The following is a 13,828-nucleotide window of genomic DNA, read 5'->3' as shown; positions in this document are numbered from 1 at the left end:
GGCCTACCCCGAGAGCCCGGCAGCTGTCAGTGGTGGCTGTCAGGATGGGCCCGCCCGCAGAGACGGGTCCATGTCCACAAGAAGAAGCGGGACGAGCGCTTGCAACGCTCGCCCCGCCGGAGGTCATCTAGACAACCTCGATGTAGCAGTCGCCAAGTCTAGAGGCCTCCCAGACCCGGCCCAACTTGGGTCGAGAAGGAGGTGGCGATGTCACCGCATCGCTGTCGCGTCAAACTGGTGGGTCGAGCCTGCGAGCACGACCTCTGTGTCACCCTGCAGCGAGGGGTCCCGCCGGACCTGCGCTGTGAGGACTCGGCTCCTAGGGGCTACGGCCCTGGGGGTGGCTCATCCTGCGGCTGCCGGACTCCGGAGGGGTTCGACGAGTTGATCGCCCGCGAGCTGAGAGACAACCTTCAGGAGAGCCGCCGCCGAGGCTTCGTGCTGATTCGGGCGGCCTGACCTTCGGTCTTGCCCGCGCCTCGCACGGCGCGGGCAAGACCGCTCCACCGAGAGGCTGGCCTGATGGGCAAGGATGGGTCCACGCACCACGAGAGGACGCCCCACTGTGCCGTCGAAGCCGGACGCCAACTTCATCTGGTCGATCGCCAACCTGCTGCGCGGGCCGTACAAGCCCAAGGAGTACGGCGACGTCGTCTTGCCGATGACGATCCTGCGCCGGCTGGACTGCGTCCTGGCGGCGACGAAGGACGCGGTGCTGGCCGAGCAGGAGCGCTCAGGTGAACGCACGGCCAAGGACCTGCTGGACGTCAAACTGCGCAAGGCCTCGAAGTACTCGTTCTACAACACCTCGCCCTACACGCTCCCGTCGCTGACTGGCGACAGCGCCAACATCAAGGCCAACCTGCTTTCCTACGTCGACGGCTTCAGCGACAACGTCCGCGACGTCTTCACCCGGTTCGGGTTCGAGGAGCAGGTGCAGCGGCTCGAGGAGGCCAACGCCCTCTACTTGGTGGTCCAGGAGTTCTCCAAGCTGGACCTGCGCCCCCAGCACGTCAGCAACACCGAGATGGGCTCGGTGTTCGAGGAGCTGATCCGCAAGTTCGCGGAGGCGAGCAACGAGACCGCTGGTGAGCACTTCACCCCGCGTGAGGTCATCGCGCTCATGGTCGACCTGCTGCTGGTCGGCGACGAGGATGCGACCACCCCGGGCAAGGCCGTGAACCGCCGCGTCTACGACCCAGCCGCGGGCACCGGCGGGATGCTCTCGACGATGGACGAGCACCTGCGGGAGCAGAACCCGTCTGCCCGCCTGCTGATGGCCGGTCAGGAGATCAACCCCAGCTCGTATGCCGTGTGCAAGGCGGACATGATTATCAAGGGCCAGCCGGTGGACGCCATCGCCCTGGGCAACACTCTCACCGACGACGCCCACGCGGGCAAGGACTTCCACTACTGCCTGTCCAACCCGCCGTTCGGAGTGGAGTGGAAGACCTCGCAGCGCGAGGTCGTCAAGGAGCACAAGCAGCTCGGCTTCAACGGACGCTTCGGCCCCGGCCTGCCCGCCGTCTCCGACGGGTCCATGCTGTTCCTGCTCCACCTGATCGACAAGATGCGCACCGTCGACCCCGACGACGAGAACGTCCGCGGACGGGCCGCGATCGTCCTCAACGGGTCCCCGCTGTTCACCGGACGGGCCGGTTCCGGTGAGTCAGAGATCCGCCGGTGGGTCATCGAGTCAGACCTGCTGGATGCGATCATCGCCCTGCCGACCGACATGTTCTACAACACCGACATCGCCACCTACATCTGGGTGCTCGACCGCAAGAAGCCCGTCGAGCGCCGCGGCTACGTCCAACTCATCGACGGCTCGCAGATGTTCACCAAGATGCGCAAGTCGCTGGGGTCCAAGCGCAAGGAGCTGTCACCGACCGACATCGAGACCCTCGTCAAGCTGTATGCCGCGTTCGACGACGTCGACGACAAGCGCTCCAAGGTCTTCCCGGGCGAGGCGTTTGGCTTCCACACGATCACCGTTGAACGTCCGCTGCGGCTGTCGTTCCAGGCCACGGCCGAGCGGATCGATGCGGCAATCGAGGCCAAGGCGGTGCAGAAGCTCGACGAGACCACCCAGGAGCAGCTGCGCCGGGCCCTGCAGACCCTCGACCGCAAGACGGTGTGGAAGGAGCGGCCCGCGTTCGACCAGGCCTTGGGCAAGGCACTCGGTGAAGCCGACCTCCAGGTCGGATCCCCGGTCCGCAAGGCCATCCACGCAGCACTGGGCGAGCGTGACGAGACCGCGGAGGTCTGCACCGACGCCAAGGGAAACACCGAGCCGGACTCCAAGCTCCGGGACACCGAGAACGTCCCTCTCGGCCAGGACATCGACGAGTATGTCGCCCGCGAAGTCCTCCCCTATGTCCCCGACGCCTGGGTCGACCACGCGAAGACCAAGATCGGGTACGAGATCCCCTTCCCCCGGCACTTCTACGAGTACGTCCCGCCCCGCCCGCTGGAGGAGATCGACGCGGACGTCAAGCGGCTCATCGTCGAGATCCAGGACCTCTTCGCGGAGCTCGACTCGTGACGTTCAGCCGCCTCAGTCACGTCGCCGAGGTCTCGGTGAGCACGGTGGACAAGCACACGGTCGAGGGGGAGGTACCCGTTCGGCTGTGCAACTACGTGGATGTCTACAAGAACAACGCCATCGTGGACGGGCTCATCTTCATGAGCGCCACGGCGACGCCAGACGAGATCAGGAGATTCTCCATCGCGCCAGGCGATACCTTGTTCACGAAGGACTCGGAGACGGCAGATGACATCGGCGTGCCGGCCTACGTCCAGACCTCTTCGCCGCTGGTGTGTGGCTACCACGTTGCGATCGCCAGACCAAGCGAGCGTGCCGTCCACCCCCGCTACCTCTACTGGTCCTTGGCGTCGTCGGCCGCGGCACAGCAATGGCAGGTTCTCGCCACTGGAGTAACCAGAGTAGGGCTTCGCCAGAGCGACATCGGCAAGCTCTCGATCTGGATGCCGGACCTGCAGCAACAGGCTGTTATCGCAGATTTCCTGGACCGCGAGACGGCGAAGATTGACGCGCTCCTCGGCAAGCAGGATGCGCTGGTCGCCCGCCTTCGCGAACATCACCGGTCAGCGAACGCGCAAGCTGTGGAATCGGTGCTCGACCTTGAGTCTGGGGCACGCCTCAAGCACTTCGTGACCGAGATGCGGCAGGGGTGGAGCCCGCAGTGTGAGTCGGTCCCGGCCGACGGGGTGACGGAGTGGGGTGTGCTCAAGACGGGCTGTGTCAATGGTGGAGTCTTCCGGCCTCAGGAGAACAAGTTGCTGCCCGCGGACGCTGAACCGCGCGTCGAGACTGTCGTCCGCCGTGGGGAGATCGTCATGTCGCGAGCAAGTACAAGGGACCTCGTGGGAAGTGCCGCAGTGGTGGAGGCTGACTACCCGCGTCTGATGCTGAGCGACAAAACCTACGCGATCACGGTGGACCGACGGGTCGCCGATCCCTGGTTCGTCTCGTCGTTCCTGGGAACCCCCCGCATTCGTCAGGCAATCGAACTGGAGGCAACAGGGGCCAGCCACTCGATGCAGAACGTCAGCAAGGAAGACCTCCTCAACTTGCCCATGCCATTGCCGCACGTGGAGTCTCAGGTCGAGGTGGCGCGCGCGTTGGCGGCCGATGCACCCAAGGTTGATGCGATGGTGGCCAAGGCACAGGAGCTGAGCTCCAAGCTGAGGGAGCGGCGTGCGGCCTTGATCACGGCGGCGGTGACGGGCAAGTTGGACGTCACCACCTACGGGAAGGCGGGCTGAGGCGTGGCGGTGGAGCACGAGCGGCAGCTCGAGGACGAGTTGTGCGACCACCTCGGGGCGCATGGGTGGGTCTACGAGCCAGGCTCCACCGGCTACGACAAGAAGCGGGCGCTGTGGGCCGATGACCTGTTCGCCTGGCTGGAGGCCACCCAGCCGGAAACACTCGCTGCAATCGTGAAGACCGATAAGGACCGGGAGCGACTGCTGGACCGGCTTGCCGAGTCGCTGGACCGCCCCTTGGACGCGGGCGGCGGGACTCTGGCCGCGTTGCGCTACGGGTTCAAGTCCACCAAGCAACTGGACCTGTGCCAGTTCCGTCCGGCTGAGTCGATGAACCCGACGACGACGAAGCGTTACGCCCAGAACCGGCTTCGGGTCGCCCGGCAGGTCTACTACTCGGAGAACAAGACCGACTCGATCGACCTGGTGTTCTTCGTCAATGGGCTGCCGGTGGCGACAGCCGAGCTGAAGAGCGAGTTCCAGCAGGACGTGCACGAGGCGATCCGCCAGTACCGCCATGACCGCCCGCCGGTGGACCCCAAGACCCGCCGCCGGGAACCGCTGCTGGCTCCAGGGCACCGGGCCCTCGTGCACTTCGCGGTGGACAACAGCGAGGTCTACATGACCACCCGGCTCGATGGTCCGGAGACGCCCTTCCTGCCGTTCAACCGCGGCAACGCCGGTCATGCCGGGAACCCGCCGAACCCGGACGGGGCTGCCACGGCATACCTGTGGGAAGAGGTGCTGGCAAAGGACACCTGGCTCAACATCCTCGGCAAGTTCATGCACGTGCAGGTGAACAAGCGCAAGGACCCGGCGACCGGCAGGGTCACCCGGTCCTCGACGGTGATCTTCCCGCGCTACCACCAGCACGATGCGGTCACCACGCTCCTAGCGGATGCGAAGGAGAAGGGGCCAGGGCAGCGCTACCTGGTCCAGCACTCGGCCGGGTCGGGCAAGACCAACTCCATCGCGTGGCTCTCGCACCAGCTGTCCACGCTGCACGACGCCAGCTCGGACAAGGTCTTCGACTCGATCCTGGTGATCACCGACCGCACGGTGCTGGACGACCAGCTGCAGGACGCGATCTACCAGATCGACCACAAGCGGGGCGTGGTGCTGCCCATCGGGCAGGGCACCGACAGCGACTTCGCGAAACGGTTCTCCTCCAAGTCGCAGGCCTTGACCGAGGCGCTGACCACCGGCGGGGCGATCATCGTCGTCACGATCCAGACGGTGCCGTTCGCGCTAGAGGCGATCCGGGAGTCGAAGTCGCTGGCGGGCAAGCGGTTCGCCGTGATCATCGACGAGGCCCACTCCTCTCAGACCGGGGAGTCGGCCAACAAGCTGCGACAGACCCTGTCGGGCAAGGTTCTCGACGACGTCACCGAAGAGGACGACACGGTCGGCGTCGACGACCTGGTGCGGCTGGAGCTCGAGGGGCGGGGTGCGCTGCCGAACGTCTCCTTCTTCGCCTTCACCGCAACCCCGAAGGGCAAGACGCTCCAGCTGTTCGGCACCTCCGACACCGGAGGGGAGGTCGACAAGGTCCCGTTCCACCTGTACTCGATGCAGCAGGCCATCGAGGAGGGCTTCATCCTCGACGTGCTCAAGAACTACACGACCTACCGGACGGCGTTCCGGCTGGTCCACGGTGGACAGGACTACGACTCCGAGACGGTCGACAAGTCCAAGGCCATGAAGTCAGTGATGCAGTGGGTCAAGCTGCACCCCTACAACATCAGCCAGAAGGTCGCGATCATCGTCGAGCACTTCCGCGTTAACGTCGCGCCGCTGCTGGACGGTCATGCGAAGGCCATGGTGGTCACCGACTCCCGCAAGTCTGCGGTGCGCTACAAGCTGGCGATGGACAAGTACATCGCCGAGCACCACCTCACCGACGTCGCCACCCTGGTCGCGTTCTCCGGCTCGGTCGAGGACCCCGAGTCCGGGCCGGAGGAGTTCACCGAGCACTCGATGAACACCGACCTGCGCGGCCGGACCATCCCGGAGGCGCTGGGGACGCGGGAGCACCAGGTGCTCATCGTGGCGAACAAGTACCAGACCGGGTTCGACCAGCCGCTGCTGTGCGCGATGTATGTCGACAAGCGCCTCGACGGTGTGCAGTGCGTCCAGACCCTGTCCCGGCTCAACAGGGTGTATCCGGGCAAGACCACCTACGTGCTGGACTTCGTCAACCAGGCCGAGGACGTGCTCGACGCGTTCAAGGTCTACTACGAGGGCGCCTACCTCACGCAGGCAAGCGACCCCAACATCGTCTTCGACCAGTGGGACAAGCTCGCCGGGGTCGCCCTCTTCGACGCCATGGACGTCGACGGGTGCGCCAAGGCGTACTGGGGTGACGGGACCACCAAACCCAGCCAGGGGAAACTGTCCGCCGCGCTGGCGCCGGTCAAGGAAAGGTTCAACACGGCATACCGGCGGGCACTGCAGAGTCGTGACGACAGCGAGGTCGACCGGCTCGACACCTTCCGCCGTGACCTGCGCACCTTCGTCGGCACGTATGACTTCCTCGCCGCGATCGTCGACTACGACGACGTCGAGCTGGAGAAGCGTGCGACCTTCGCGCGGCTGCTCGCCGAGGCCCTCAAGGACTCCAACCGGCACGAGGACACCATCGACCTCTCCGACGTCACCCTGACCCACCACGCGCTGCACAAGCAGCCCGAGCAGGAACTCGACCTGGCGACCGGGCAGGCCGAGGGGCTCGCGTCCGTCCTGGCAGCCGGATCCCGTGGCCGCCACGAGGCCGACCTGGTGCCGTGGTCGGAGGTGCTGGCCCACATCAACACCCTCTTCGACGGCGACGGCCTCTCCGACGGCGACCAGGTCTCCGCGGTCGAGACGGTGCTGCGCAAGATGCTCGAGAACGAGGACCTGCGCGCCCAGGCTGCCGCCAACAACAAGCTCGACTTCTTCTCCGGACCGGACCTGTGGCGCACCATCCAGGAGGTCATCGTCGAGGCCACCGACAGTCAGCAGCGCGGACTGGAGCGCCTCGCCGCCGACCGTTCCCGCGAGGAGATCCTGGCGATCATGGGAATGATGAAGCTCTGGGAGACCCTGCGCGAGTCAGCCTGAGCTGCTCCCGGGTGAGGACGTGGGCCGGCCGACCCCCACCCCGGTGTCGGGGTAGCGCTCCAGGGCCCACCGGGGCTGGCCGGCGGCGCGTTCGAGGACGGCGCGATCCTTGGCCAGTAGATCGGCCTGCTGCAGCCACGCCTCCAACGTGTCGACCTCCCAGGCGAGACGTGCTTGCACCCGGTCGAACATCTGACGGCGGCTACGCGAGCAGAACCTGGTCGGTCTGCCGGCCGCGTAGCCGGAGGGCCACGCGCACATCTGATCGCACACGGGATTCAGGCACCGGTACCCGGTCCCCGGCTGCACGGTCTCGTCCAAGCCGCGTACGACGTCGGTCGCCGACGGGTCCGCGACGGACTGCAGGTAAGTCTGCAAGGTTCGCTTCAAAGGCGCCACCTCGGCGCTCGGGATGCTGGTCAGGCATCGTGGTGGGTACTCCCTCGACCCCCAGCAGCAGTACGGGCTCGCCTCCGCCCTGCAGAAACGCGCCTGAGAGCTGCTCGGACTCAGGCTCTTGTCGGTACCCATGACTAGGGTGATGAGCATGACGGTGGGACCTCGCATGCTGATCACGGACCTGGACAACACGCTCTGGGACTGGTTCGAGGCGTGGTATCAGTCGTTCAGCGCCCTGCTCGACGGGCTCGTCTCCATAAGTGGGGCGAACCGGCAGACTCTGGAACAGCAGATCAAGGCGGTTCACCAACAGCGAGGCACCACGGAGTACTCCAACTTGATCCGCGAGGTCCCCGCACTGGTCGAGTTCGCAGATGGACGTGACCCTTTCGATGTCTTCAACGACGCACTGCATGCCCAGAATTCGGCGCGCAAGCACACGACGAGGCTGTACCCCGGAGTGGACGAGAAGCTCCGTGCCCTGAAGAACCGAGGACTACGGATCGTTGCCTATCCCGAGTCCGGCGCGTACTGGACGGAGTCGCGCCTCCGGCACACGGGTCTTGACGGAGTCATCGACGTGCTGTACCCATCTCCGGACCACGATGTTGCTGCGGGGGTCGATCCGGAGGACCTGAGGACTGGTCGGTACACGGGCACGTACGGGCTGCAGGCCACGGAGCACCACCATCTCCCCACAGGCGTGCTCCTCTGCCGCTCAGCGCCACATGGGGAGATGCTGTAGATGCCACTTGCCGAAGGCGCCGTGCAACTCGCGCCGATGCACCTGTCCGTACGCGTGCCTTGGCACGACACCGACTGGACCGGGCGCGTGTGCGACAAGCCTGGAGAGAACCACTTCTGCTCGGTGTTGAAGAACATCAAGGAGAACAAGGACTCCGAGACCGAGTCCGACGACAGCGGCATGGTTTGGTCGGACCTCCCCCGCCGGCGGGTGCCTCCATGCGTGTTCGAGCGGGGCGGCTTCATGCGCGAGAGTGCCTACTCCATCGACCGGGACCATGCCTATGCCGGTGGGTGGACGCGGTCGCACGCGCACTTCGCAACCACGACGCACACCATGCCGGCGTACTCGTTCGAGGCGACGCCGTATCGCTGGGTGATGCGCGACCAGGCTGAGCTGATCGCCGACATCTGGGGCATTCAGTACGACCGGTCCTTGGAAGACCGGGCCGACGAGATCATCGAGAAGCGCACCGAGACGAATTGGGTCCAAGACCACCGCAACCAGTTGGCGATGCTCGACTCGTTCTTCTCCGCCATTGTTCCCACGAGGTCGCTGGTCTTCATCTACGCCAAGGACGTTCCGCTCCTCGAAGATCGACCACCCGGTGGCCGCGTCCTGGTGGGCGCGGGCTTGGTGACGTCAGTGGCGCCGCCCAGCGAATGGGAGTACGACGGCACCGGTCCGCTGCGCTCGATCATGTGGGAACGCGCGGTTGCTCACTCGATCACGCCAAACTGCACCGACGGCTTCCTCCTTCCGTACCAGCAGCTCTTGGCCGACCCGAAGCTCAGCGGCAATGACCTCGCCCGGTTCGTTGCCATCGCGCCGCCGGACTCCTTCGAGGAGTTCTCATACGTCACCGAACTGGTCAGCCACGACACCGCTGTCCAGGCACTGACCGAACTCGCACGCGTAGTGGAGATGCTTCCCGGAATCGTCGACGGTCCGTGGAACCAGGTCGCGACCTGGCTCGAGGACCGGATCGCCGACGCGTGGGCGCAGCGTGGCGCCTACCCGGGACTCGGTGCAGTTCTTACCGCTGCCGGACTCGCTCGGGGAGCGGTCATTGCGCACCGGGTGGTCGCTTCACTCGATGACCCCGCAGACGACCCTTGGCCTGCCCTTGAGTCCGCGATCAAGGACGCGGCCTCGGGCAAGGGACCGGCAACCGGGTTGGTCCACCGCATGGCCAGGAAGGCCTGGGAGCGGCTAGCGGAACAACCAGAACGATACGAACTCCTGAGACTCCTCGCACGCTTTGACCTCACCAGGGATCAGGCACGGCGACTGTTCGACCAAACCGAGCGGAGCATCGATGGCTCGATCGTCACCGACTCCGAGCTCTTGGCCAACCCGTACCAGCTCTACGAGATCGACCGACGGCGTCGCGACGGCCTGACCCTCGGCACCATCGACCGCGGCCTGTTCCCTCGATCCGCGAACGCCCAGGCGACGCTCGATCGATGCCCACTTCCCGACCCGATCGGTGAGGCGGCGGACGATAGGCGTGTCCGAGCCGCATGCGTCCACGTCTTGGAACGAGCGATCGACGAGGGGCACACACTCCTCGACGAGCCGCAACTCAGGAGGCGAATCAGCAACCTGGGCCTGGAACCCACCTGTGACCCGGAAACCGATCTGTTCGAGCTCGCCACAGACGAGTTCCACCCCTTTCTCGCGGAGACGCCGCTCGCCGAGAGTGGCCGGGGCTGGCAACTGGATCGGCTGGCCGCTGCTGGCGACCTCATCGCAGACGAGATTGGTCAGCGCATTCACCTAGGCCCACTCGACGTCACCTGGGACTGGGCCCAAGCAGTCGATGAGGCGATTGCTCAACCCATCGACCCGACGGATGTCGACGAGCCCCTGGCCAGAGCCGAGAAGTCGCTCGCGCTTCAGACGCTGGCTCAAGCACGCGTATCGGCACTCGTCGGCCCCGCCGGCACCGGTAAGACCACACTCCTCAAGGCACTGTGCAGCCAACCGGAGATCCGCGGACGCGTGCTTCTCCTGGCGCCTACCGGCAAGGCCCGCGTCCAACTCGGCGACAAGACCGGTGAAAGGGCGGCGACTCTCGCCAGTTTCCTACGCCCCTCCGGCCGCTGGGACTACGAGTTCGGCTACCACATCAAGGACGGCGCGGCCAAGATCGGCTCCTACCACACGGTCATCGTCGACGAAGCATCCATGCTCACGGAGGAGATGCTCGCCGCGCTCCTCGCCGCGGTCACCGGAGTCGACCGACTCATCCTCTGCGGCGACCACCGCCAGCTCCCACCCATCGGGGCGGGCCGGCCATTCGCAGACCTCATCCGCCACCTGGCCGATCTCAACGCATCGTCCTCTGCTGGCGTCGAGGCACAGCCCACGGGAGGCGGGATCGCCCAGCTCACCATCGGCCGGCGGCAGCGCGGCACCACGGGAACGATCACCGGCTCTGACTCGGGTCGAGACGACCTCGCCGTCGCCGCCTTCTTCGCCACCGACTCCGCCCACCCCGCCGCCGACGAGGCGTTCGCCCGCGTGTTGAACGGCACCGGCGACGGCTCTGTGTTGATCAAGCGGTGGGAGACCGAAGAGGAACTACACGACCTTGTCGTCGACACGCTTGTCGATGAGTACCGACTCGCCCCTGGCACCTCCGATGCGCTGAAGGAATCCCTTGGCGCGACCTCGAGCTACATGGGCCGACCCGCATTCGACTTCGGCACGGGCGGCGAGGGAGCCGAGAACTGGCAACTCCTGTCACCGGTCCGGGCCAGGAAAGGTGGCGTTGACGGCCTCAACCGGCTGGTGCGGCGGACGTGGCGGCGCCAGGACGCGGCCAGCGCCAGGGACAACTACAGGTTGCCCCCACCGATGGGCGCCGACGAGATCCTCTACCACGACAAGGTGATGGTGGTCCGCAATCACGGCATGAAGGCCGAGCGCATCGCCGACAAAGCCAAGGTCAAGGCCGAGGTAGCCAACGGCGAGATCGGCATTGCCACCTGGTGGGCAGGGAACAAGGGCCTCAAGGTCGAGTTGTCCACCCAGCCTGGCCTGCACTTCATCTTCTGGGCATCCGACCTCAACGGCGACAACGACGGAGTCGAGGAACTCGAACTCGCCTACGCGGTCACGGTCCACAAGTCCCAAGGATCCCAATTCGGGCTCACGTTCGTCGTCGTCCCCAACCCTTGCCCACTCCTGTCCCCGGAGTTGCTGTACACCGCACTGACCAGACACCAACGCAAGTGCGTGCTCCTCATCCAGGGAGATCCGTCCGACCTCCGACGCGTCGCCGGTCCGCTCGAATCGGAGACCGGGCGGCGACTTACGCGCCTCTTCCGCCCGCCATCGCCATTCGAGGCCGCAGACGGCCGTCTGCGCGACGGGGCGCATGTCCACCGCACGGCCAACGGAGAACTCGTCATCTCTAAGTCCGAGGTCATCGTGGCCAACACACTGAGGTCACTGGGTGTGGAATACCTGTACGAGCAGCCACTCGTGATGCCAGACGGAACCCGCCGACTCCCGGACTTCACCATCCATCGCCCCGGAACTACGCCGACCTACTGGGAGCACCTGGGAATGCTGGACAAGGCTGGCTACCGCGCCGATTGGGAGGCCAAGAGGCAGTGGTACGCCAACCACGGGATCGCCCCGTGGACCGAAGGCGGAGGCCCTGAGGGAACACTCGTCTGGTCGACCGAAGGCCAACCACCCGACGGCATCGACGCCGCTCAGATCGAGCAACTAGCCCGCGGAGTGTTCGAGGAGTCGGTGTGAGCGGCGTCGCGAAGCTGTCGCCCCTGGAGTCCTTCAAGGCGAACATGGAGGACGCTCACCACCTCGTGCGCCTGGCCGAAGGCTTCACCAATCAACGTGCCTACCGGATGCGCCGCGAGCTCCGTGAGCGGGTGGGCGATGCCATGCGGATCCCTGCCAAGCAACGCGGCGAGTTGGACTGCCTTGAGAGCGGCGACGTCCTCGTCGTGTTCAAACCCGGCTCAGGACTCAGCCGTGCACACTTCTCAGACCACAAGCCACTCCTGCGTCAAGCGCTGGTTGCTGCATGCGCAGCCACCGAGACGTACCTGTCGGACAAGGCCATCGAGCGCGCCGGCGTACTGCTCAGGGCGAACATGAGCGCGACTGACCGGATGCGCAAGGTGCCTCTCACGGTGGGAGACTGGCTCGACATCGAGACCGACTACCAACGTCGGCGCCGAGGACTGCGTGAACGCGTGATGGTGCGTCATATCAACGAACTGGCCAGCACCTCGCCCTCCAAGTTGGGCGAACTGCTGTCACTCATCGGGATCACCAAGTGGACCAATCAGATGGACCACCATCGCAAGGTCCCGAAGGGAACCTCATTCGACCTCCTGGAGCGCATCACCAAGCGGCGGAACAAGATCGTGCACACCGGGGACCGACACGGTCGGGGCCGGGCACCGCTCACCGTGACAGAGGTCAAGCAAGACCTCGAGGCCTTGGAGTCGGTGGTCGAAGCGCTCGAGGCGATGATCGCGTGAGGTGAAGGCCGTGGCCAGCGCGTCGCTGATGGCTGGTCGAGCCCTTTGAGCCCGACCCTCCGAACGGACGGCGCGAAGGCGGAATCACAGTCGTGGTCCCGCGGTCCGCGAAGTCCATGAGGCTGGCGGCGTGCCGCTCAGCCCGATCGAGCTCATCGGCTCTGACTACCCGACGACGAATTGGTCTGGGCACCTCGCTCGAGTCCCGACCATTACAGATCCGGGATCCGCCAGTCGATCGGCTCGCGCCCGTCCTCCTCAAGGAACGCGTTGGCCCCCGAGAACGGCTTGCTGCCGAAGGTAGGAGTCCCGTGGGGTGTGGGGTTTGGGGAGTGGGTGTGGCTCCCTGACGTAGAGGGGTCATCGGCGAGATGCTCGGTGTGTACCGCCAAGTACTCACCAGAGGAGATCTCACCGATGGCCCTTTCCCAGTCTGCCTTGTCCGACTTGCTGGGGCCTCACGGGTATGTCGGAACGCGTGCAACTGCTGGGCGGCACCTTCGCTGTGGTCCCAGGACCCGGTGGTGGCTGGGTCGTCTAGTCCACTTTCCCAGCGGTGGCACGGTTGTGACCATCCGTGTCGTGGTGGCCGACGACCAGGACCTGGTGCGGACCGGTCTCGTGATGATCCTGGCCGAAGAGCCCGACCTCGAGGTGGTGGGGGAGGCGGCGGACGGGCCAGCGGCGCTCGAGGCGGCGACCCGGCTGCGGCCCGACGTCCTCCTCGTGGACATCAGGATGCCTGGCCTCGACGGTGTGGAGGTCACGCGCCGCCTGGCCGGGCCGGACGTGGCTGATCCGATGGCGGTCGTGGTGATCACGACCTTCGACCTCGACGAGTATGTCCTGGGGGCCCTTCGCGCTGGTGCACGTGGCTTCCTCCTCAAGGACGCGGGTCCGGAGCTCCTTGCGCAGGCGATCCGGGCCGCGGCCCACGGGGACGCGCTGATCGCGCCCAACGTCACCCGCCGGCTGCTGGCCACCTTCGCCGACCACGCGCCCGCGACACCGGCCCAACCGGTCGATCCCCTTACCGGACGGGAGGAGGAGGTGCTGCTGCTGGTCGCCCGCGGGCATACCAATGCAGAGATCGCCGGCGAGCTCTTCATCGGCCTGAGCACCGTCAAGAGCCACATCGCCTCCCTGATGGCCAAGCTGGGTGCCCGCAACCGGGTCGAGATCGCGATGTGGGCCTACGACACCCGGCGCGTGCGACCGTGATCGCCCCCGGTTGGCCGCCATGTGGCGAGTCCTGACGGCGGCCGCGCAC

8 protein-coding genes are annotated in these 13,828 nt (G+C 66.0%); 7 read left to right on the top strand and 1 reads right to left on the bottom strand.

What is annotated here, in order from left to right; genetic code table 11:
- Window positions 1-565 precede the first annotated feature (565 nt).
- From FXF60_RS02580 to FXF60_RS02570, 3 genes are read left to right on the top strand one after another with little or no spacing between them, the layout of a single operon-like run.
- Window positions 566-2,545 carry a type I restriction-modification system subunit M gene (locus tag FXF60_RS02580; protein ID WP_238335665.1) on the top strand — a complete coding sequence of 660 codons (1,980 nt, stop codon included), beginning with the start codon at window positions 566-568 and terminating at the stop codon, window positions 2,543-2,545.
- On the top strand, window positions 2,542-3,789 hold the full coding sequence (locus tag FXF60_RS02575; protein WP_151523704.1) for a restriction endonuclease subunit S: 1,248 nt from the start codon (window positions 2,542-2,544) through the stop codon (window positions 3,787-3,789). Before FXF60_RS02580 ends, FXF60_RS02575 begins: the two co-directional genes overlap by 4 nt.
- A gap of 3 nt (window positions 3,790-3,792) precedes the next feature.
- Window positions 3,793-6,891 (top strand): type I restriction endonuclease subunit R, encoded by a 3,099-nt coding sequence (locus FXF60_RS02570; protein ID WP_151523703.1) that lies wholly within the window; start codon window positions 3,793-3,795, stop codon window positions 6,889-6,891.
- Here FXF60_RS02570 and FXF60_RS02565 read toward each other — a convergent pair.
- Window positions 6,883-7,083 carry a hypothetical protein gene (locus FXF60_RS02565; RefSeq protein ID WP_151523702.1) on the bottom strand — a complete coding sequence of 67 codons (201 nt, stop codon included), beginning with the start codon at window positions 7,081-7,083 and terminating at the stop codon, window positions 6,883-6,885. The two genes, FXF60_RS02570 and FXF60_RS02565, sit on opposite strands and share 9 nt — an antisense overlap.
- A 373-nt stretch (window positions 7,084-7,456) precedes the next feature.
- Here FXF60_RS02565 and FXF60_RS02560 point away from each other — a divergent pair, with 373 nt between their 5' ends.
- The 4 genes from FXF60_RS02560 to FXF60_RS02540 all read left to right on the top strand — a co-directional run bounded on the left by FXF60_RS02560 (window position 7,457) and on the right by FXF60_RS02540 (window position 13,779).
- Entirely contained in the window at window positions 7,457-8,035 is a 579-nt protein-coding gene (locus tag FXF60_RS02560; RefSeq protein ID WP_192796563.1) for an HAD family hydrolase, read from the top strand.
- The gene (locus tag FXF60_RS16730; RefSeq protein WP_151523700.1) at window positions 8,036-11,809 is read left to right on the top strand and encodes an AAA family ATPase; all 3,774 of its coding nucleotides are present in this window, start codon (window positions 8,036-8,038) and stop codon (window positions 11,807-11,809) included. It abuts the gene before it with no gap.
- Complete coding sequence (locus FXF60_RS02550; RefSeq protein WP_151523699.1) at window positions 11,806-12,558, top strand: hypothetical protein; 753 nt, start codon at window positions 11,806-11,808, stop codon at window positions 12,556-12,558. Before FXF60_RS16730 ends, FXF60_RS02550 begins: the two co-directional genes overlap by 4 nt.
- Before the next feature lie 567 nt (window positions 12,559-13,125).
- On the top strand, window positions 13,126-13,779 hold the full coding sequence (locus FXF60_RS02540) for a response regulator (protein WP_151523698.1): 654 nt from the start codon (window positions 13,126-13,128) through the stop codon (window positions 13,777-13,779).
- Window positions 13,780-13,828 lie beyond the last annotated feature (49 nt).

The organism is Serinicoccus kebangsaanensis, from assembly GCF_008919445.1.
Taxonomy (GTDB): Bacteria; Actinomycetota; Actinomycetes; order Actinomycetales; family Dermatophilaceae; genus Ornithinicoccus; species Ornithinicoccus kebangsaanensis.
The sequence above is the reverse complement of the archived record's forward strand: the minus strand, read 5'-3'. Positions and strand labels throughout refer to the sequence as shown.

Coding starts and splice junctions, on each gene's coding strand:
- FXF60_RS02565 (WP_151523702.1), bottom strand. CDS start 7,083: ATGTTCGACCGGGTGCAAGCACGTCTCGCCTGGGAGGTCGACACGTTG.
- FXF60_RS02560 (WP_192796563.1), top strand. CDS start 7,457: ATGCTGATCACGGACCTGGACAACACGCTCTGGGACTGGTTCGAGGCG.
- FXF60_RS16730 (WP_151523700.1), top strand. CDS start 8,036: ATGCCACTTGCCGAAGGCGCCGTGCAACTCGCGCCGATGCACCTGTCC.